A 20369-nucleotide genomic window follows, 5' to 3' on the forward strand; every position below is an offset into this window, starting at 1 on the left:
TCCATTGCTGAGGGAGCATGGCTTGTCCCACAGGGAATCCATTGCTGAGGGAGCACAATGGGTCCCACAGCAATGACAAAGACTGTGGGAGCAAGGCTTGCCCGCGATCGGTTGCGCAGCAACCGCAAAAAACATAACGATCACATTTGCCCTGCGGAGCGCTTTTAAGATGAGCCAACCGAAACCCAATTTCTACCACCTGGCCTGGCGCTGGCATTTTTATGCCGGGCTGTTCGTGGCGCCGTTCATGGTGATGCTGGCCCTGACCGGCATCATTTACCTGTTCAAGCCGCAACTCGACCCTCTGATGTACGGCAGCCTGCTGAACGTGCCGGCTGGCCATCACACGATGGCGGCGGACGACCTGCTCAAGCAGGTCCGCCAGGCCTACCCCGAAGGCCAGGTCAAACAGTACCTGCCGCCGATCAATGCCGAGCGCAGTGCGCAATTCGTGGTGATCGACAAGGGCCGCGAGCTGAACGTGTTCATCGACCCGTACCATGGCGATGTCCTCGGTGAACAGGATGCCAAGGACAACCTGCAAGCCATGGCCCGGGCCATCCACGGTGAGTTGATGATCGGCACCGTGGGTGACCGACTGGTGGAAATGGCCGCCGGCTGGGGCGTGGTACTGGTGGTGTCGGGCCTGTACTTGTGGTGGCCTCGCGGGCAATCGTCGGCTGGGGTGCTGTGGCCACGCTGGAACGCTCGCGGCCGCGTGTTCTGGCGCGACTTGCATGGGGTCGTCGGCTTCTGGGGCGCGGCGTTTCTGCTGGTGATGCTGCTCAGTGGCATGACTTGGACCGGCTTCTGGGGCAAGCAATACGCTGAGCTCTGGAACCGCTTCCCGGCGGCCATGTGGAACGACATGCCCAAGTCCGACGTCGCGGCCGGCAGCCTCAACAATGCCCACCGCCAGACCGTACCCTGGGCCGTGGAAAATACCCCGATGCCGATGTCCGGCGACCATGCCGAACACATGGCCCACGGCGGCGCCCATGAAGGTCCCGCCGCGCCGACCGTCAGCCTGCAAGCGGTGCAGGACATCGCCACCGAACGCAAAGTGGAGCCTGGCTACAGCATCACTCTGCCGACCACCGCCACCGGCGTATTCACCATCGCGGTATTCGCCGACGACCCGCGAAACGACGCGACCCTGCACGTGGACCAGTACACCGGCAAGGTCCTCGCGGATGTGCGCTGGGAACATTACGGCGCCGTCGCCCGCGCCACCGAAACCGGCGTAATGCTGCACGAAGGCAAGATGTTCGGCCCGCTGAACCAGATCATCGTGTTGCTGATTTGCTTGATGATCCTGCTCAGCGCCGTCAGCGGCGTGGTGATCTGGTGGAAGCGTCGGCCCTTGGGCAAGTTCGGCGTACCGGCGCTGCGTCACGACTTGCCGACCTGGAAGACCGGGGTGTTCATCATGCTGGCCCTGGCGGTGGTGTTTCCGCTGGTGGGGGCCTCGCTGGTGGTGGTGTGGTTGCTGGATCGGCTCGTCACCCGCCTCAATCGCCAGCCTGAGGTGGTTTCATCTTCAAGTTGAAGACAGCGCGTTAACGAAAGACGGCGCGAAACCTCTACAATCGCGCCCGCCTTGCGAATTGTGAACACGGCGTTCCTGTGGGAGCGAGCCTGCTCGCGATAGCGGTCTGTCAGCCACCTCTGCTCAGGCTGATCCAGCGCTATCGCGAGCAGGCTCGCTCCCACAAGGGGACTGTGTTTCGATCCAATCATTTGAGTAGCTGCATGACTTCGCTAACCCTCTCCCACCTCGCCTGGACACCCCTGGGCCATGGCCACTGCCATCACCAGTTCCAGCTGCGTGACGCCACATTGCAGGTGGGTGCCGGGGAGTTTGTCGGGTTGATCGGGCCCAATGGCAGCGGCAAGACCAGTCTGTTGCGCTGCGCCTATCGGTTCAGTCAGCCGGAAGCGGGCGAGGTAAAACTCGACCATCACAACGTCTGGAAACAGTCCTCGCGCTGGTGCGCTCAACGCATCGCCGTGGTGTTGCAAGAGTTTCCCGACGCCTTCGGCCTGACGGTCCAGGAAGTGGTCGCCATGGGGCGCACGCCCCACAAAGGCCTGTTCGATGGCGACAGTCACGAAGACCGCCGTCTGGTCATCGAGGCCCTCGAAGCGGTCGGATTACAAGGCTTCGGCGAGCATGCTTTCGCTACGCTCTCGGGCGGGGAAAAGCAGCGGGTGATCCTGGCCCGCGCCCTGGCCCAACAGCCGCAGCTGCTGATCCTCGATGAGCCGACCAATCACCTCGACCCGCGTTATCAACTCCAACTGCTGCAACTGATCAAGCGCCTGGGGATCGGCACCCTCGCCAGCATCCATGACCTGAACCTGGCCGCCGCGTTCTGTGATCGGCTCTACGTCATCGACCACGGACACATCGTCGCCAGCGGCACGCCCAAGGAAGTGCTGACGGCCACGCTGTTGCGCGACGTATTTGGCGTCCAGGCGCTGATTGACGAACACCCCTTGGCCGCCCACCCCCGAATCACCTGGATAACCCAACCATGATCTTGCGTTCCCTGCTGCTCCTGCCACTGCTGCTCGGCAGTGCACATGCTTTGGCCGAGGCCACCCGCTACCCGTTGACGATCCACAGTTGCAACCGCGAAGTGACCTTCAACCAGGCGCCGAAACACGCCGTCAGCCATGACATCAACATGACCCAGATGATGCTCGCCCTGGGACTCAAGTCGCTCATGGTGGGTTACAGCGGCATCAGTGGCTGGAAATCGGTAACGCCGCAGATGGAAAAAATCCTCGATGGCCTGCCGGAGCTGGCAGCCAAATACCCGTCGGTGGAAACCCTGCTCAATGCCAACGTGGATTTCTTCTTCGCCGGCTGGGACTACGGCATGCGGGTGGGCGGCGACTTGACACCGCAAACCCTGCAACCGCTGGGCATCAACGTGTACGAGCTGACCGAATCCTGCGCGTTCGTGATGAAACGCCCGCCTGCCACCCTGGAAGACACCTACAACGACCTGCGCAACCTGGGAAGGATTTTCGACGTGCAGGATCGCGCCAATGAGTTGATCGCCTCAATGCAGGCCCAGGTGGCGCAAGTGCGCAAGCAACTGCCCGCCGATCGGCCCCGGGTGTTCCTGTACGACAGCGGCGAAGACCGCGCCATGACCTCCGGCCGTCTCGGCATGCCCCAGGCCCTGATCGATGCGGCCGGCGGGCGCAATATTCTCGATGACGTGCAGACCAGTTGGACCCGGGTGAACTGGGAGAACGTGGTCGAGCGCAACCCCGAAGTGATCGTGATTGTCGATTACGGTGAAGTCAGCGCCGAGCAGAAACAGCAGTTCTTGCTGAACAACCCGGCCCTGCAATCGGTAGATGCCATCAAGCACCGGCGCTTCATCGTGATCCCCTACGTCCAGGCCACGCCGGGCATCGACAATGGGCTGGCGGTACAAACCCTGGCGAAGGGTTTCCACGGCCAATGAACGATCGTCGCTATGGCGCTCTGCTGCTCTGCCTCGGCGCGCTGATGCTGGTGTCGTGCGTGGTATCCCTGGGGTTCGGTCCGGCGCGGGTACCGGTGGCGGTGGTCTGGGACATCCTGCTGAACAAGGCTTTCGGTGTGGGTGACGTGCATTGGACCCCGGGCCAGGAGCATATCGTCTGGTTGATCCGTGTACCGCGCCTGCTGCTCGGTGCCCTGGTGGGCGCGGGGCTGGCGTTGATCGGTGCGGTCCTGCAAGCGGTGACGCGCAACCCCCTGGCCGATCCGCACCTGCTGGGGGTCACGTCCGGCGCGACGTTGGGGGCAGTCATCGTGGTGCTGCATGTCGGTGAGATCATCGGCCTGTTGACCCTGCCGCTGGCGGCATTTATCGGCGCACTGTTGAGCATGTTGCTGGTACTGGCCATCGCCAGTCGCCAAGGCCGTCTGGAAAGCGATCGCTTGTTGCTGTGCGGCGTGGCGGTGTCATTCGTGATGATGGCGGCGGCCAACCTCTTGCTGTTTTTGGGTGACCATCGCGCCAGTTCCGCGGTGATGTTCTGGATGCTCGGCGGCCTGGGCCTGGCGCGCTGGGAATTGCTGGCGGTGCCGGCCGCCAGTGTGTTGCTGGGGCTGGGATTGCTGCTGGGCATGGCCCGGCCGCTGAACGCACTGATGGCGGGCGAACAGACTGCCGTGAGCCTGGGCCTGAACGCGGCGAAGGTGAGGTTGTGGATTTTCCTGATCGCCTCGCTGATGACTGGCGTGCTGGTGTCCATCAGCGGCTCGATCGGTTTTGTCGGGCTGATGGTGCCGCACATTGCCAGGCGTCTGGTGGGCGCCGAGCACCGTCGGCTGTTGCCGGCGTGTGTGCTGCTCGGCAGCCTGTTCCTGGTGTGGGTGGATGTGGCGGCCCGGACCCTGATCGCACCGGAGGACTTGCCCATTGGCGTCGCCACTGCCGCTATCGGCGGACTGTTTTTCATCGGCCTGATGCGCCGTCGCTGAACCTCCCCTGTTTCCCTGACTTGCAAATAACTTGTGGGAGCGAGCCTGCTCGCGATAGCGGTGTGTCAGTCACATCTGTGCTGCTGATCCACCGCTATCGCGAGCAGGCTCGCTCCCACAGGGGAACTGCAATCCTGCGCCCCAATGTGGCGCATCCCTTCGCACCGGCGCCCATGCTGCGTTCGATCGTGGTGCACCGGCACTTTTCCCCCTCGCGCCAAACCCGCATTCCCAAGCCTTTCTCCAACCGGGCACACCCCTTGCAAAAGCCTCTTCAGCGTCTGCATCTGCCATCGAAAAAAACTCATAATTGCACGGAGATCGCACAATGAAGCGTCGTAGCTTGATCAAGGCTTTTACACTCTCGGCAAGCATTGCCGCGATGGGCATGGCCTGGACCGTCCAGGCCGCCGAAACCATCAAGGTCGGCATCCTGCATTCATTGTCCGGCACCATGGCGATCTCCGAGACGTCCCTCAAGGACATGGCGCTGATGACCATCGACGAGATCAACGCCAAGGGTGGGGTAAACGGCAAGCAGCTCGAAGCGGTGGTCGTGGACCCGGCATCGAACTGGCCGCTGTTCGCGGAAAAGGGTCGCCAATTGCTGACCCAGGACAAGGTCGCGGTGGTGTTCGGCTGCTGGACGTCGGTGTCGCGCAAATCCGTGTTGCCGGTGTTCGAAGAGCTCAACGGCTTGCTGTTCTACCCGGTGCAATACGAAGGCGAAGAGATGTCGCCTAACGTCTTCTACACCGGCGCGGCGCCGAACCAGCAGGCCATTCCGGCGGTGGAATATCTGATGAGCGAAGAAGGCGGCAGCGCCAAACGCTACTTCCTGCTGGGCACCGACTACGTCTACCCGCGTACCACCAACAAGATCCTGCGCTCGTTCCTGCATTCCAAAGGCGTGGCGGACAAGGACATCGAAGAGGTCTACACCCCGTTCGGCCACAGCGACTACCAGACCATCGTGGCCAACATCAAAAAATTCTCGGCCGGCGGCAAGACCGCGGTCATCTCCACGGTCAACGGCGACTCCAACGTGCCGTTCTATAAAGAACTGGCGAACCAGGGCCTGAAAGCCACCGACGTACCGGTGGTGGCGTTCTCGGTGGGCGAAGAGGAACTGCGCGGCATCGACACCAAACCGCTGGTGGGTAACCTGGCCGCTTGGAACTACTTCGAGTCTGTGGAGAACCCGGCGAACAAGAAATTCGTCGATTCCTGGAAAGCCTATGCCAAGGCCAAGAACTTGCCGGGCGCCGATAAAGCCGTGACCAACGACCCGATGGAAGCCACCTACGTCGGCATCCATATGTGGGCGCAAGCGGCTGAGAAGGCCAAGTCCACCGACGTCGACAAAGTCCGCGAAGCCCTGGCCGGCCAGACGTTCGACGCACCGTCGGGCTACACCCTGACCATGGACAAGACCAACCACCACCTGCACAAGCCGGTGATGATCGGCGAGATCCAGGCCGACGGCCAGTTCAACGTGGTCTGGCAGACCGAGGGCCCGATCCGCGCCCAGCCGTGGAGCCCGTTCATCGAAGGCAACGACAAGAAGCCTGACTATGCGGTGAAGAGCAACTGAGTTCGGGAACATGCCCCTAGCCCTGTGGGAGCAAAGCTTGCTCGCGATAGCGGTCCTCCAGACATACCGCTGTCGCGAGCAAGCTTTGCTCCCACAGGGTCCGTCGCAGTCTTACAGGACGTAGCTATGTCCCTTTATCGTTTGCTCCTTCTTCTTGCCTGTCTGCTGTTGCCGATAGGCGCCCACGCCGGTGACGCCGAAGATTTCGTCGCCGCCAAGCCGCCCCAGCAAGCCAAGCTGCTGCAAACCTGGGCCGCGCAACCGGAGCCTGAGCGTGTCGAACTGATCAACGCCTTGCAACAAGGCCAGTTGACCGTCGACAGCCAGCCCAAGACCCTGCGTCTGAACAACCGCTTGCGAGGGCTGATCGAAACCGCCCTGGCCAGTCATCAACTGCTCGCCGCCGACGCCAATGTGCGCCTGGCCGCCGCCCAGCAACTGCAAAAAAGCGCCCGCCCGGCCCAACTGGCATTTCTCGACAGGCAGTTGGCCGGCGAGCAGGACGAAGACGTGCATGCCGCCCTGAGCCTGGCGTTGGCGAACCTGCAACTGGTGGACCCCAACCCGTCAGTTCGCCTGGCCGCCGTCCGGCTGCTGGGGGAAACCGGCGATCCGCTGGCCCGCACCCGCCTCGAAGGCCTGCTCGAGCCCGGCGTTGAAACCGATGCCGCGGTGCGCACCGCCGCCGAAACCAGCCTCGGCCAGGTCAAGCGCAAGCTGCTGATCGGCGAATTGCTGGGCCAGGCCTTCAGCGGCATGTCCCTGGGCTCGATCCTGCTCTTGGCCGCCCTGGGCCTGGCGATCACTTTCGGTTTGCTGGGTGTGATCAACATGGCCCACGGTGAGATGCTGATGCTCGGCGCCTACTCCACGTACGTGGTGCAGATGCTGTTCCAGCGCTTCGCTCCGAACGCCATCGAGTTCTACCCGTTGATCGCCCTGCCGGTGGCGTTTTTCATCACCGCCGCCATCGGCATGGTTCTGGAGCGCACGGTGATCCGTCACCTCTATGGGCGCCCCCTGGAGACCCTGCTCGCCACCTGGGGCATCAGCCTGATGCTGATCCAGCTGGTGCGGCTGATGTTCGGCGCGCAGAACGTCGAAGTCGCCAACCCGGCCTGGCTGTCCGGTGGCATCCAGGTGTTGCCGAATCTCGTGCTGCCCTATAACCGCATCGTGATCATCGCCTTCGCACTGTTCGTGGTGGTGCTGACCTGGCTGTTGCTGAACAAGACCCGCCTGGGCCTGAACGTGCGCGCGGTGACCCAGAACCGCAACATGGCCGCCTGCTGCGGCGTGCCCACCGGCCGCGTGGACATGCTCGCCTTCGGCCTCGGCTCGGGCATCGCCGGGCTCGGCGGCGTGGCCCTGAGCCAGATCGGCAACGTTGGCCCGGACCTGGGCCAGAGCTACATCATCGACTCGTTCCTGGTGGTGGTGCTCGGTGGCGTCGGTCAGTTGGCCGGCAGTGTGTTCGCCGCGTTCGGCCTGGGCATCGCCAACAAGATTCTTGAACCGCAGATCGGCGCCGTGCTCGGCAAAATCCTGATCCTCGCGCTGATCATTCTGTTCATCCAGAAGCGTCCGCAAGGCCTCTTCGCGCTTAAAGGACGGGTAATCGACTGATGAACCAGCCCCTGATGCTCACGGCCTCGCAAAAGGCCGGCCCCAAAATCACCATCGCCGTCGGCGTAGTGATCCTGGCAGTGCTGATGAGTCTGCCGCTGCTGTCGCTGTTGGCGGTGGATAATCCGCTGCACGTTTCGGCTTACACCCTGACCCTGGTGGGCAAGATTCTCTGCTACGCCATCGTCGCCCTGGCGCTGGACCTGGTCTGGGGCTACGCCGGCCTGTTGTCCCTGGGCCACGGCCTGTTCTTCGCCCTGGGCGGCTATGCCATGGGCATGTACCTGATGCGCCAGGCCGCCGGTGACGGCTTGCCGGCGTTCATGACCTTTCTGTCGTGGAGCGAATTGCCCTGGTACTGGAGCGGCACCGACAGCTTCCTCTGGGCCATGTGCCTGGTGGTGCTGGCGCCGGGTTTGCTGGCGCTGGTGTTCGGCTTCTTCGCCTTCCGCTCGCGGATCAAGGGCGTGTACTTCTCGATCATGACCCAGGCCCTGACGTTTGCCGGGATGTTGTTGTTTTTCCGTAATGAAACCGGATTTGGCGGTAACAATGGTTTCACCAATTTTCGCTCGATCCTGGGCTTTGGCATCACTGAACCGGGCACTCGGGCGGTGCTGTTCCTGGCCACGGTGCTGCTCTTGGTGGCGAGCCTGTTTATCGGCTGGCGTCTGGCTCGCAGCAAGTTCGGCCGCGTATTGACCGCCGTGCGGGATGCGGAAAACCGCCTGATGTTTTGCGGCTACGATCCCCGAGGCTTCAAGTTGTTCGTCTGGGTATTGAGCGCCGTGTTGTGCGGCCTGGCCGGGGCGCTGTATGTGCCGCAGGTGGGCATCATCAACCCCAGCGAAATGTCGCCGACCAACTCCATCGAGGCCGCCGTGTGGGTGGCCCTTGGCGGGCGCGGCACGCTGATCGGGCCGCTGCTGGGGGCCGGTGTGGTCAACGGCATGAAGAGCTGGTTCACCGTGGCTTTTCCCGAGTACTGGCTGTTCTTCCTCGGCGCGCTGTTCATCGTCGTGACCCTGTATCTGCCCAAGGGTGTGATCGGGCTACTTAAGAAAAGGGGCGAATGATGCGGCATCTAGAAATGAGAGCAGCACCCACAGCCGATTTCATGCTCGAACCCATACTGGATCCCAACAAAGACCAAGGCAGCAGTCGCGACGCCATCGGCCTCGGTCAGGCTGCCGGCAAGGGCCTGAACACCCGTCACGGCACCATCCTGACCCTGGAAGACATCAGCGTCAGCTTCGACGGTTTCAAGGCCCTGAACGCGCTGAACCTGTACATCGGCGTCGGTGAACTGCGCTGCATCATCGGCCCCAACGGCGCGGGTAAGACCACGCTGATGGACGTGATCACCGGCAAGACCCGGCCCAGCCACGGCAAGGCCTGGTTCGGTGAAACCCTGGACCTGACGAGCATGAGCGAAGTGCAGATCGCCCAGGCCGGCATCGGTCGCAAGTTCCAGAAACCCACGGTGTTCGAAGCCCTGAGCGTATTCGAGAACCTGGAGCTGGCGCTGAAAACCGACAAGTCGGTGTGGGCCAGCCTGCGGGCGAAACTGACCGGCGAGCAGCACGCGCGCATCAATGAGGTGCTGGAGACCATTCGCCTCACGACTTCGGTCAATCGCCCCGCCGGGTTACTGTCCCACGGGCAAAAACAGTTCCTGGAGATCGGCATGCTGCTGGTGCAGGACCCACAGCTACTGCTGCTCGACGAACCGGTAGCGGGCATGACCGACGCCGAAACCGAGTTCACCGCCGAGCTGTTCAAGTCCCTGGCGGGCAAGCACTCGCTGATGGTGGTGGAACACGACATGGGCTTCGTCGGCGCGATTGCCGACCACGTCACGGTGTTGCATCAGGGCAGCGTGCTGGCCGAAGGATCGCTGGCGCAGGTGCAGGACAATGAGCGAGTGATAGAAGTTTATTTGGGAAGGTGAAGCTTCAAGCGGCAAGTTGAAAGCAAAGCCGTACACCATCCTGCTCTTACTTGCAGCTTGAAGCTTGCCGCTTGAAGCTCTAAAAAACGGAGTTCAAATGCTACAGGTCCAACACCTCCACCAATACTACGGCGGTAGCCACATCCTGCGCGGCCTGTCGTTCGACGTGAAGGTCGGCGAGGTAACGTGCCTGCTGGGCCGCAACGGCGTGGGCAAGACCACCCTGCTCAAATGCCTGATGGGCCTGTTGCCGGCCAAGGAAGGGGCGGTGAGCTGGGAAGGCAAACCCATTACCACCTTCAAGCCGCACCAACGGGTGCACGCCGGCATTGCCTACGTGCCCCAGGGCCGGGAAATTTTCGGTCGGCTGACGGTGGAAGAGAACCTGCTGATGGGTCTGTCGCGCTTTCCGGGTTCCGAGGCCAAGGAGGTGCCAGCGTTCATCTACGAATTATTCCCCGTGCTGCAGCAGATGAAACTGCGCCGCGGTGGTGACTTGTCCGGCGGCCAGCAACAGCAACTTGCCATTGGCCGGGCGCTGGCCAGCCGTCCGCGCCTGCTGATCCTCGACGAGCCCACAGAAGGCATCCAGCCATCGGTGATCAAGGAGATCGGCGTGGTCATCAAGAAACTGGCGGCTCGGGGCGACATGGCAATTCTGCTGGTGGAGCAGTTCTACGACTTCGCCGCCGAGCTGGCTGATCAATATCTGGTGATGTCCCGGGGCGAGATCGTGCAGCAGGGACGCGGAGAAAATATGGAAGCCGAGGGTGTGCGCGGCCTGGTTACGATCTAGTCTGTAGCGCTCTAACGATAATCGGAAATCATGAACCTACCTGTCTCCTCACTGCCACCTTCGGCCCTGTTCACCCCCAGCTGGCATGCCGAGCTGGAACTGGGTTACGCCCGGTTCGGTGACTGCACGCGCCCGGTGCAGCGCCGCCACAAAGGTCCGCTGCGGGTGCAAAAGCATCTGTACGCCGAAGGTCCCGAAGTGTGCCAGCACATCATCGTCCACCCGCCCGGCGGAATTGCCGGCGGTGACCGGCTGGACATCGCGGCCCACGTCGGCCCCGGGGCCTGGGCGCAGTTGACCAGCCCCGGCGCGGCCAAGTGGTATCGCGCCGCCGGCCCGGCCTATCAGCAACTGAACCTGAGCGTGGCCGCGGGGGCGACCCTGGAATGGCTGCCCCAGGAAACCATCGTCTTCAGCGCCGCCCAGGCCGAACTCAACACCAGCATCGACTTGCAGGGTGACGGGCGCTTGTTCTACTGGGACATGGTGGCCCTCGGTCGGCCGGCCAGCGGTGAGCGATTTGACCTGGGGCACTTCCAGTCGCGGCTGGACATCCGCCGCGACGGGCAGTTGCTCTGGCATGAACGCCAGCGCATTGTGGGCGGTGACGGGTTGCTCGACTCGCCCATCGGGCTGGGCGGCGATCCGGTGTTTGCCACGCTGTTGGTGACTGGGGAGATGGATAGCGAGTTGCTGGAACGGTGCCGATCCCTGGGCCATGAAGTGCGCGGTGATCTGACTCAGTTGCCAGGCCTGGTCGTGGCCCGGTGCCTGGCGAGCGAGGCGCTGCTGGCGCGGGGGTGGTTGATTGAATTGTGGCGACTTCTGCGCCCGGCGTTGCTGGGGCGAGAGGCGATACCTCCCAGAATCTGGAGTACCTGAATTTGCTTTTCTGTGGGAGCAATGGTGTGCAAGCAATGAATGTCTGTGGGAGCAATGGCATGCTGCAATTAATGTCTGTGGGAGCAAAGCTTGCTCGCGATGAACGATAACGCGGTCCTTCTGATCGACCGAGGCGCTGCTATCGCGAGCAAGCTTTGCTCCCACAGGTTTGCTTTCACAGGTTTGGTTTTCACAATTTGCTCCCACAGGTTTGGCTTTCACAGGTTTGCTTTTCACAGGTTTTGCTCCCACAGGCCCGCTCCCAGTGGGATGTGTTTACAGCGAATTTTTTATCTGCCCTTATGGATTGCACATGGACCTGACCCCACGCGAAAAAGACAAGCTGCTGATCTTCACCGCCGGCCTCGTCGCCGAGCGGCGGTTGGCTCGCGGCTTGAAGCTCAACTACCCGGAGGCGATGGCCTATATTTCCGCCGCCCTGCTCGAAGGCGCCCGCGACGGCCAGACCGTGGCCGAGCTGATGCATTACGGCACCACGCTGCTGACCCGCGAACAGGTGATGGAAGGCATCCCGGAAATGATCCCGGAGATCCAGGTCGAAGCGACGTTTCCCGACGGCACCAAACTGGTCACCGTCCACCAGCCGATCGCATGAGGCTGCGCCATGACCTATGACATTCGTGACGCCCGGCACGCCGACTTGCCAGCGATCCGCGACATCTACAACGCCGCGGTGCTGAGCACCACGGCGATCTGGAACGAACAGGCCGTGGACCTGGGCAATCGCCAGGCCTGGTTCAGCGCCCGACAATCCCAAGGTTATCCGGTGCTGGTGGTGGTCGATGACGAGGATAATGTGCTCGGCTATGCCTCGTTCGGCGACTGGCGGCCCTTCGACGGTTTCCGGCACACCGTGGAGCATTCGGTGTACGTGCGTGACGACCAGCGCGGTAACGGCCTGGGCGCACTGTTGATGATGGCGCTGATCGAGCGCGCCAGGGCGTGCGGCAAGCACGTCATGGTCGCGGCTATCGAAAGCGCCAACGCCGCCTCGATTCGCCTGCATGAGCGAGCGGGCTTCATCACCACCGGGCAGATGCCCCAGGTGGGCAGCAAATTCGGCCGCTGGCTGGATTTGACTTTCATGCAGTTGATCCTCAACCCAGGGGCGCTACCGCCTGCCGTCGACAAGGAGTGATAACCGATGAACGCCGCCCAGTTGCGTCGAGTCCCCGCAGAAAGCTTTGCACACTATCGCCAGGGCCTGATCGATCTGTTGCTCGATGCCGTGGGCTACGGCGCCAGCGTGGGCTTCATGGCCGACCTCGATGCGGTCCAGGCCCGCGCCTATTTCGACGAGGTCCAGGCCAGCCTCGACCAGGGCAGCCTGTTGCTGTGGGTGGTGGTCAAGGATGAGCAAGTGCAGGCCAGCGTACAGCTTGCCCTGTGCCAGAAGCGCAACGGGCTTAACCGCGCCGAAGTGCAGAAGCTGCTGGTGCGCGGCGACGCGCGCCGCCGGGGACTGGGCCAGCAATTGATGAGTGCCCTGGAACTCGGCGCTCGCCAGCACAAGCGCGGCCTGCTGTACCTCGACACCCAGGCTGGCTCCGAAGCCGAAGCGTTCTACCACGCCATGGGTTACATCCGCGTCGGTGAACTGCCCGACTACTGCCAGAGCCCGGACGGGACCTACACCCCGACCACTATTTACTACAAGACTTTGGGGCAACCGCAATGATTCCAGGCCAATACCGGGTCCAGCCCGGCGACATCGAACTCAACGTCGGTCGCCGCACCCTCACGCTGAACGTAGCCAACAGCGGCGACCGGCCGATCCAGGTCGGCTCGCACTATCACTTTTTCGAAACCAACGACGCCCTGACCTTCGACCGCGCCGCCAGCCGTGGCATGCGCCTGAACATCCCGGCCGGCACCGCCGTACGCTTCGAACCGGGCCAGAGTCGGGAAGTCGAGCTTGTCGAACTGGCCGGGTTGCGGCGGGTTTATGGGTTCGCCGGACGAATCATGGGCAGCTTGTGAATGACTTCAGCTGCAAGCTTTTAGCTGCAAGCTGCAAGAAACAGCGGTTTGCGGCGCTCCCCCCTGCTTTGTTTTTACTTGAGGCTTGCAGCTTGAAGCTTGCAGCTCAGTTCCGAGGAACCAGGAAATGAAAATCAGTCGTCAGGCATATGCCGACATGTTCGGCCCCACCGTCGGTGACAAGGTCCGCCTGGCCGACACCGAACTGTGGATCGAAGTGGAAAAGGACTTCACCACCTACGGCGAAGAAGTGAAATTCGGCGGTGGCAAGGTGATTCGCGATGGCATGGGCCAGAGCCAGCTGCTGGCCGCCGAGGTCGTCGACACGCTGATCACCAACGCGCTGATCATCGATCACTGGGGCATCGTCAAGGCCGATGTCGGCCTCAAGGACGGGCGTATCGCGGCCATCGGCAAGGCCGGCAACCCGGACATCCAGCCCGACGTGACCATCGCCATCGGCGCCAGCACCGAAGTGATCGCCGGCGAAGGCATGATCCTCACCGCCGGCGGCATCGACGCCCACATCCACTTCATCTGCCCGCAGCAGATCGAAGAGGCGCTGATGAGCGGCGTCACCACCATGATCGGCGGCGGTACAGGCCCGGCCACCGGGACCAATGCCACCACCTGCACCTCCGGGCCGTGGCACCTGGCGCGCATGCTCCAGGCCGCCGACGCTTTTCCAATGAACATCGGCTTCACCGGCAAGGGCAACGCCAGCCTGCCGGAGCCATTGGTCGAGCAAGTCAAGGCCGGCGCCATCGGCCTGAAGCTGCACGAAGACTGGGGCACCACCCCGGCCGCCATCGACAACTGCTTGAGCGTGGCCGACCAGTACGACGTGCAGGTGGCGATCCACACCGATACCCTCAATGAATCGGGTTTCGTGGAAACCACCCTGGCCGCGTTCAAGGGCCGCACCATTCACACCTATCACACTGAAGGCGCCGGCGGCGGACACGCGCCAGACATCATCAAGGCCTGCGGCTTCGCCAACGTGCTACCCAGTTCCACCAACCCGACCCGACCGTTCACCCGTAACACCATCGACGAACACCTGGACATGCTGATGGTCTGCCATCACCTGGACCCGAGCATTGCCGAAGACGTGGCCTTCGCCGAAAGCCGTATCCGTCGCGAAACCATCGCCGCCGAGGACATCCTCCATGACCTGGGTGCGTTCTCGATGATCAGCTCCGACAGCCAGGCCATGGGCCGCGTCGGCGAAGTCATCACGCGCACCTGGCAAACCGCCGACAAAATGAAGAAGCAGCGCGGCGCCCTGCCCGGCGACGGCGAAGGCAACGACAACTTCCGCATCAAGCGCTACATCGCCAAGTACACCATCAACCCGGCGATCACCCACGGCATCAGCCATGAAGTGGGATCCATCGAAGTGGGCAAGTGGGCCGATCTGGTGCTATGGCGTCCGGCGTTCTTCGGCGTCAAGCCGACCCTGATTCTCAAGGGCGGGGCGATTGCCGCCAGCCTGATGGGCGACGCCAACGCCTCGATCCCGACACCGCAACCGGTGCACTACCGGCCGATGTTCGCCAGCTACGGCGGCTCGCGGCATGCCACCAGCCTGACCTTCATCAGTCAGGCGGCCGCCGAGGCGGGGTTGCCGGAACAGCTTGGGCTGAAGAAGAAAATCGCCGTGGTCAAAGGCTGCCGCGATGTGCAGAAAACCGACCTGATTCACAACGACTATTTACCGAGCATCGACGTCGACCCACAGACCTATCAGGTCAAGGCCGACGGCGTATTGCTGTGGTGCGAACCAGCTGAAGTGCTGCCGATGGCGCAGCGTTATTTCCTGTTTTAAACCGGCGCGGTTCTTGTGCAGTTCTTGTGGCGAGGGAGCTTGCTCCCGCTCGGTTGCGCAGCAACCGCAAAAAAGCGAGGGCTGCTTCGCACCCCAGCGGGAGCAAGCTCCCTCGCCACAGGGTTTCATTGCGTCCTGAAATGACCGGGGGCCGGGTCAGATTACAGGTCAGTACCTTCCGGCAGCGCATCCAGCTCAGTTCGCGTCAACGACTGGACCAGCTCCGCTTCCTTGATCTTGTGTTGCAGGCCCAGCGCCTCGGACTGGCTGACGTAGTCGGCGTCCTCCAGGGTCCCGGCCGCCTTCGCTTCATCCAGTTCAATCTGGTTGGCGATGAGGGTGTCATTCAGCGCTTGGAAAGAAACCCCATGTTGCTGCTTCAAATAGTCGATCCAGAAATCCCGGCCCACCAGCGACTGAAACTGCTGGGGGGAATCGTCCAGCGCAAGAACCTCATCGGCAGCGGTATCGAGCATTTCAGGGGTGACATCTCCCAGCGTGAGAAAAACCCCGCCCGCGGGTTGCCCCGGTAGTTTCAGTCGATCCTTGAGCCCCACCCGGAAAGCCAGACGCACCTCGACCTCTTCGATCAGCGCCAGGTTTTCGAGCTTTTCCTCGTTGGTCAGGTCGGGGCGGGCGTTGATCGCGTCACGGCGCCGCTGGATATCCTTCAGGGCAATACTTTCTACCTCATCGAGGCGAAACAGCCCCTTGGCCAACTGGACCAGCGTTGCCGCCTCATCCTTTCCAACCGCCATGGCCCTGGCGTTGTGGATCATCAAGCGGATTTCCAGGTAGCTGAACGACAAGGCTGCGCGATCTTCACAGGCCGGTTGGCCGGCCAGGTCGAACAGTTCATCACGCAGTTCGGTGGAACGCCCCATCGCGTCGAGCATCTGCCAGACGCGGGCCTGGAGGTCCGGATGATCTTTCAGACCATGGTAAGAGTTAGCCAACCGATGCAACAACTCAAAAAACTCTCCCGATTGCGGTTCATCCGCCAGGCTTTGCCACAAGACTCTTTTGTGCGCCGTTTGGCCCGCAGGCAGGTTGAGCATCCATTGCTGCATATTCGACGGCCCGACCGACGCTGAAAACCCAAACGCATCGGGCAAACGCAGGACTGCCCATTCAGGACGCGTCTGCAAGACCGTCGCCCAATAATCACGCATGCGCTGCTGGACCAACTCGTTCAACGGGTTGCCCTGCAACAACGTCACGCGATTGAGGCGTGCGGTGACATGGGCACGCTCGGCGGGCGGGTCGAGCAGGTGATCTGGCACCTGGGTCAAGCCGTTGTCGCGCAAATCAATCAGCGTCAGCGGCTGGTCGCGCAGGCCGGTGGGCCAAGCCGTGATCCCGGTACTCTTCAGGTGCAATCGTTCCAGGTCAGGCAACCTGCTGAAATCCGGCAGGCGCCCCAGCAAGTTGTGATCTAGGTCGAGGTTTTTCAAGCGGGTAAGGCCTTGCAGGATCCCGGCGCCGCGAGCAGTCAGGCCGATCCGGTTCGCATCCAGTCGCAGCGTCTCCAGATTCCTCATGCCTTCCAGGGACTGGGGAATATCGATCAACCGGTTCCTGGGCATGTCCAACCGGCGAAGGGAGGAGAAAGAACGGAGGAAGCTATCGCAGTAGTGCAGCGTCAAGCCCATGTCATGCAGCTTGAGCACACCCACATGGCTGAAGTCCGCCGTCAACTCCGGCAGTGCCCCGACGTTCACGCCACTCAGATCAAGTCCATAGCCAATCCTGCGGCCATCCGCTCCCACAACGACCGGGGTCTGGCGCCGCCAGCATCGCTCGATTTGCTCAGCCGCCACCTCCCTGAGTGACTTCGGCACTGCCACCAGGCCATCACTTACATGGCGCCAGCCAAGGGTAGCGACCCAACGGTCCAGATCCCGACGCAGCATTTTCAGCTCGACTTTACGTCGCTTGAGTTCCCTTACCGCGCCGTCGCCCAGTGATCGCAACAGCGCCTCGGTTTGCTCCTCCGCATAGCTCGGGTACAGCTCCAGCACCCGGCTTTCCGGCGTTCGGCCTAGGCCCAACCAATCCCGCAGTCCACCCAGGGGGTAACCGACTCGGCCCGAAGCCAGGCGCATCGGCGATTTAAAGGCAGGCTTGAGCGCGGGCATCTGCAAGCGGCTCGCCAGCGCATCCCGGCCCACCGGCGAAGCGCCGACCGCCTCTTTCAAGAGGTCGCCGTGATGAATCGAAGGTCGAGCCATGGCCCGGCGTTCGGCATCCGGCAGGGCATGCTGCAAGGCATCGAAGACGCTGCCCCAATGGCTCAGTTCATTGCCGTTGTCGTCAAAGGCCTGGTAGCGATCATCGTCCCTGACCACGACCTTGGTCTGCGTCGCATCCAGCGGCCCGATGCTGTCGATCAAGGCGCCGGAAACAGTCGCTTCGCGCAGTTCGATGCGCAGCGTGTCGCTCCAGCCGGGCAAGGTTTCCAGGGTGGCCAACACCAGTCGAGGCGTGTCCGCCGTGGCCAAGGCGTCCTGGTACAGGCCCTCGTAGGCTCGGTTCAGACGCACCGCGCGCTGGAAGTGGCGCAGCTCTTCGGCGATGCGCAGCGGGATGGGTTTGGTCTGGCTGGCCTCAGCGAAATTCCAGGCGGCCATTTGCTGCAGCTCTTCGGTGCCGGCCAAGGTGATGATCTGCTCGATCGCCGTGGCCGGAACCGAAGGAAAACGCGACTTGATCAGCGCCACATGGGGGTCACCTCTCGTCTCGCCCAGCGCGTAGTAATCGTTGAGCAACTGCACCTTTTCATTCAGCGCCGCTTCAGCGAGTGCCTGGCGCAGGTGCCCGACGCGAGCGTCCATGTTGGTTTTCGCAATCGGCGGGCTCGCCGTGGCCAACAGATCGACGCCTGCGGCATCCACCGCTTCGATCAGGTTTTTCAACAGCGCAGCCGTGCGGACCTTGTCCTCGGTCAGGCTGGCCTCACGAACCAGGGTCTCGCCTTCCGAGGGCCGGACGTATTCCCAGCGCGTCCGGCCGGAGCCGTCGACGATCTTCAGCCTCAGCCCTCTTGGCCACGGGCCGTAGTGGGTCAGCAGGTGCACCATCGGCTCGGCCAGGTCATGGCCCAGCGGCTCCTCGCTCTGCAGTTGCCCGATGAACGTGTCGATTTGTCGGCAGAGGTCGAAGCGACCCAGGGTGTCGGCCAGCAACGCCGGCACCGGCTCGCCCTCGACATGCAGCCGTCGCAGCACGTCCTGCGGGGTCGCGCTGGCGAGGCGGATCTGCTCCAGTTCGGCATCGCTGAAATCCTTGACGCCGTGCCCCAGGCGTCTCATCAGTGTCGGGCCTTCCCAGGTACGCGGCTGTTCCAGTTCGTGGTGCCAGGCACCGCTGCCGTTGTCCGTCAACTCAGGCTGGTAGGCCTGCGGACGGGAAGGATGACGAATGTGATAGCGAAGGGTCTGCGGGTCCTGTTGCACTTCATAATAGTGCTCACCCAGCGGCAGAAGCTGCTGGTCGCCGACCCGATACAGGCCCTGGGTATTCGGACCCGAAGTCGCGGGAGGCGCCAGTTCACTCTGGTAAACACTCAGGTCGGGGCGCCACAGACGCGATTGGCCATTGGCCAATTGAACCGGCTCCAACTGATCCACCGCGCCTGACCATCGAATGTGCGGCAGCACCGCCGCACCGGTGGCGACGAAGGCCGTGTTGAGGGCCACGCTGGAAAAATGCGCCCACATTTCCCGGATCTCCCCACGCTCGAACGCTTCGATGCCTTCGAAGGCCTCGTTGAACATCTGCACGGCGCCGACCGTCAACATCAACGGCCCCAACCCTGGTACGACGAACGCCGCCAGGTTGAACACGTCGACCACCGCGTCCAGGTAACTGTCCAGGCGCGCCAGGCGGGCTTTCTTGTCTTCATCACCGGTAGGCACCGCCACCGCGCGTGCGTCGGCCCGGATCTTCTCGATCTGCCGCAGGCGTAGCGAAACCCACAGGTCGCCGGGAATCGGCACCGTGCCCATGGGCAGGTTACGCAACGATGATTTGAGTGGGTAATCGGCCTGGTCATCGGCCGTCGGCAGGATTTGATAGAGGTGCTTGAACTGCCGGAAAAACACCCCCTGCTGACGCAGCGGCACGAAACGGCTGAAGAAACGGCGGTAGGCGCCGCCGTGCAGGCGTCGCCGCAGTTCGGCCATGAACTCGGCGCTGGAGGCATAGGCTTTCAGGGGATGCTCGGGATCACCCGGAAGGTAGGCCACGACCGGCACCACCCGGCGACTGTTTTCAAGGTCGGGGCCGATCAACAGCGGGCCGACCAGTTCGATGTCGAAGACGTTCAGGGAAGTGAACGTCACTGCCTGGCCATCGAGGGTGACATCGCTGGCCCCGTCGATCACCTGCTGCAACATCTGGTAGACCGCCGGGCTGATGTCGGCCTTGGCCCGGGCGATCTGGATGCTCAGCGCCAGGCCCTGCCGGTGATGCTCCTCAAGCGAATGGTTGTACGTCTTGCTGTCGTCGGGCCGCAGGACAGCGTTGATGTGTTCCTGATACCGGCGCCCCAGGTCCAGGGTGCGACACAACTTGGCGAAGGCTTGCGGGGCAATCGGCAATGCCCCTGCGCGAACGGCGTCGATGGAAGGCACAACAGCGCCGCCCTGGAACGGATGCACCGTGGTAATGAGGTTGCAATCGGCACAGGTGGGCTTGCCCGTTTCCTCCGGCGTGAAGTTGGCCAGCGCCGCCTCCAGCAGCGACGTGCCGCGGTATTCGTAGCGATCGAAATGGCCGCCCTCGCTGTCCAGGACCAGCGCCCCAAAAAAATCATCGTGGGTCTTGCGCACGTACCTACGGACGAAATACACCGCGTTGACGTTCAGCGCGAGCTTGAACTCATCCAGGATCGCTTGCTCGAGCAAGGGTTCGGCAAAGGCGCGAATGTCCTGGATATTGCCCAGCCGGTTGTCGACCTGGTTCAGGCGCTCGCGGTACAGAGAATGACTGTCCTTGAGGCTGCTCCAGAGGTCGGGGGAAGCTTTCGCATACCAGTCCGGAAGTTCCAGCGCATGGTCGCTCAGCTCTTGCTGGCGTTGCACGATGGCCCCGCGGTACCAGCCGGGAATATGGGCTTTGAGCAGCTCGAAATGCTCGCCCTGGGGAATGGCGAGACGGGGGGTGAAGCCTGGCATATCGGGTCATCCTTGACGATGG

General features: G+C 62.5%; 16 protein-coding genes. 15 read left to right on the plus strand and 1 reads right to left on the minus strand.

The window, feature by feature from the left end; translation table 11 throughout:
* The first annotated feature begins 169 nt into the window (after positions 1–169).
* From MA884_RS04285 to ureC, 15 genes are all read left to right on the plus strand, one after another.
* The gene (locus MA884_RS04285) at positions 170–1549 is read left to right on the plus strand and encodes a PepSY domain-containing protein (protein WP_256229207.1); all 1380 of its coding nucleotides are present in this window, start codon (positions 170–172) and stop codon (positions 1547–1549) included.
* A 203-nt stretch (positions 1550–1752) separates the two neighbouring features.
* Positions 1753–2541 (plus strand): ABC transporter ATP-binding protein, encoded by a 789-nt coding sequence (locus MA884_RS04290; protein ID WP_256229208.1) that lies wholly within the window; start codon positions 1753–1755, stop codon positions 2539–2541.
* Complete coding sequence (locus tag MA884_RS04295) at positions 2538–3485, plus strand: ABC transporter substrate-binding protein (RefSeq protein WP_256229209.1); 948 nt, start codon at positions 2538–2540, stop codon at positions 3483–3485. Before MA884_RS04290 ends, MA884_RS04295 begins: the two co-directional genes overlap by 4 nt.
* Positions 3482–4492: an iron ABC transporter permease gene (locus tag MA884_RS04300; protein ID WP_256229210.1), complete on the plus strand. Its 1011-nt coding sequence runs from the start codon at positions 3482–3484 to the stop codon at positions 4490–4492. The genes MA884_RS04295 and MA884_RS04300 overlap by 4 nt, the downstream gene beginning before the upstream one ends.
* A 328-nt stretch (positions 4493–4820) precedes the next feature.
* Positions 4821–6086, plus strand: coding sequence for an urea ABC transporter substrate-binding protein (gene urtA / locus MA884_RS04305; protein ID WP_256229211.1), 1266 nt, complete (start codon positions 4821–4823; stop codon positions 6084–6086).
* Positions 6087–6212: 126 nt separating this feature from the next.
* Positions 6213–7712, plus strand: a complete 1500-nt coding sequence (gene urtB, locus MA884_RS04310; RefSeq protein ID WP_256229212.1) for an urea ABC transporter permease subunit UrtB — start codon at positions 6213–6215, stop codon at positions 7710–7712.
* The gene (gene urtC, locus MA884_RS04315) at positions 7712–8788 is read left to right on the plus strand and encodes an urea ABC transporter permease subunit UrtC (RefSeq protein WP_256229213.1); all 1077 of its coding nucleotides are present in this window, start codon (positions 7712–7714) and stop codon (positions 8786–8788) included. The genes urtB and urtC overlap by 1 nt, the downstream gene beginning before the upstream one ends.
* Positions 8789–8802: 14 nt before the next feature.
* A complete protein-coding gene (gene urtD, locus MA884_RS04320) occupies positions 8803–9663 on the plus strand; it encodes an urea ABC transporter ATP-binding protein UrtD (protein ID WP_371134731.1) in 861 nt (286 codons plus the stop codon).
* Between the two features lie 97 nt (positions 9664–9760).
* Positions 9761–10459, plus strand: coding sequence for an urea ABC transporter ATP-binding subunit UrtE (gene urtE, locus MA884_RS04325; RefSeq protein ID WP_256229215.1), 699 nt, complete (start codon positions 9761–9763; stop codon positions 10457–10459).
* A gap of 30 nt (positions 10460–10489) precedes the next feature.
* Entirely contained in the window at positions 10490–11341 is an 852-nt protein-coding gene (locus MA884_RS04330) for an urease accessory protein UreD (RefSeq protein ID WP_256229216.1), read from the plus strand.
* A gap of 313 nt (positions 11342–11654) precedes the next feature.
* Positions 11655–11957 carry an urease subunit gamma gene (gene ureA / locus MA884_RS04335; RefSeq protein WP_047227360.1) on the plus strand — a complete coding sequence of 101 codons (303 nt, stop codon included), beginning with the start codon at positions 11655–11657 and terminating at the stop codon, positions 11955–11957.
* Between the two features lie 9 nt (positions 11958–11966).
* Positions 11967–12500 (plus strand): GNAT family N-acetyltransferase, encoded by a 534-nt coding sequence (locus MA884_RS04340; protein ID WP_256229217.1) that lies wholly within the window; start codon positions 11967–11969, stop codon positions 12498–12500.
* A gap of 6 nt (positions 12501–12506) precedes the next feature.
* On the plus strand, positions 12507–13040 hold the full coding sequence (locus tag MA884_RS04345; RefSeq protein WP_256229218.1) for an N-acetyltransferase: 534 nt from the start codon (positions 12507–12509) through the stop codon (positions 13038–13040).
* Complete coding sequence (locus MA884_RS04350; protein ID WP_256229219.1) at positions 13037–13342, plus strand: urease subunit beta; 306 nt, start codon at positions 13037–13039, stop codon at positions 13340–13342. Before MA884_RS04345 ends, MA884_RS04350 begins: the two co-directional genes overlap by 4 nt.
* Before the next feature lie 127 nt (positions 13343–13469).
* Positions 13470–15170 carry an urease subunit alpha gene (gene ureC, locus MA884_RS04355; protein WP_256229220.1) on the plus strand — a complete coding sequence of 567 codons (1701 nt, stop codon included), beginning with the start codon at positions 13470–13472 and terminating at the stop codon, positions 15168–15170.
* 161 nt (positions 15171–15331) lie between these two features.
* Here ureC and MA884_RS04360 read toward each other — a convergent pair whose 3' ends face one another.
* Positions 15332–20347, minus strand: coding sequence for an NEL-type E3 ubiquitin ligase domain-containing protein (locus tag MA884_RS04360; protein ID WP_256229221.1), 5016 nt, complete (start codon positions 20345–20347; stop codon positions 15332–15334).
* Between the last annotated feature and the right edge of the window lie 22 nt (positions 20348–20369).

Source organism: Pseudomonas sp. Q11, from assembly GCF_024494355.1.
GTDB classification, from domain to species: domain Bacteria; phylum Pseudomonadota; class Gammaproteobacteria; order Pseudomonadales; family Pseudomonadaceae; genus Aquipseudomonas; species Aquipseudomonas hefeiensis.

What these genes read in the sequence shown, in the direction of transcription:
- ureC (WP_256229220.1), top strand. Translation starts at nt 13,470, where the DNA reads ATGAAAATCAGTCGTCAGGCATATGCCGACATGTTCGGCCCCACCGTC.
- urtA (WP_256229211.1), top strand. Translation starts at nt 4,821, where the DNA reads ATGAAGCGTCGTAGCTTGATCAAGGCTTTTACACTCTCGGCAAGCATT.
- MA884_RS04350 (WP_256229219.1), top strand. Translation starts at nt 13,037, where the DNA reads ATGATTCCAGGCCAATACCGGGTCCAGCCCGGCGACATCGAACTCAAC.
- urtB (WP_256229212.1), top strand. Translation starts at nt 6,213, where the DNA reads ATGTCCCTTTATCGTTTGCTCCTTCTTCTTGCCTGTCTGCTGTTGCCG.
- urtC (WP_256229213.1), top strand. Translation starts at nt 7,712, where the DNA reads ATGAACCAGCCCCTGATGCTCACGGCCTCGCAAAAGGCCGGCCCCAAA.
- MA884_RS04300 (WP_256229210.1), top strand. Translation starts at nt 3,482, where the DNA reads ATGAACGATCGTCGCTATGGCGCTCTGCTGCTCTGCCTCGGCGCGCTG.
- MA884_RS04295 (WP_256229209.1), top strand. Translation starts at nt 2,538, where the DNA reads ATGATCTTGCGTTCCCTGCTGCTCCTGCCACTGCTGCTCGGCAGTGCA.
- MA884_RS04340 (WP_256229217.1), top strand. Translation starts at nt 11,967, where the DNA reads ATGACCTATGACATTCGTGACGCCCGGCACGCCGACTTGCCAGCGATC.
- urtD (WP_371134731.1), top strand. Translation starts at nt 8,803, where the DNA reads ATGAGAGCAGCACCCACAGCCGATTTCATGCTCGAACCCATACTGGAT.
- MA884_RS04285 (WP_256229207.1), top strand. Translation starts at nt 170, where the DNA reads ATGAGCCAACCGAAACCCAATTTCTACCACCTGGCCTGGCGCTGGCAT.
- MA884_RS04330 (WP_256229216.1), top strand. Translation starts at nt 10,490, where the DNA reads ATGAACCTACCTGTCTCCTCACTGCCACCTTCGGCCCTGTTCACCCCC.
- MA884_RS04360 (WP_256229221.1), bottom strand. Translation starts at nt 20,347, where the DNA reads ATGCCAGGCTTCACCCCCCGTCTCGCCATTCCCCAGGGCGAGCATTTC.
- ureA (WP_047227360.1), top strand. Translation starts at nt 11,655, where the DNA reads ATGGACCTGACCCCACGCGAAAAAGACAAGCTGCTGATCTTCACCGCC.
- MA884_RS04290 (WP_256229208.1), top strand. Translation starts at nt 1,753, where the DNA reads ATGACTTCGCTAACCCTCTCCCACCTCGCCTGGACACCCCTGGGCCAT.
- urtE (WP_256229215.1), top strand. Translation starts at nt 9,761, where the DNA reads ATGCTACAGGTCCAACACCTCCACCAATACTACGGCGGTAGCCACATC.
- MA884_RS04345 (WP_256229218.1), top strand. Translation starts at nt 12,507, where the DNA reads ATGAACGCCGCCCAGTTGCGTCGAGTCCCCGCAGAAAGCTTTGCACAC.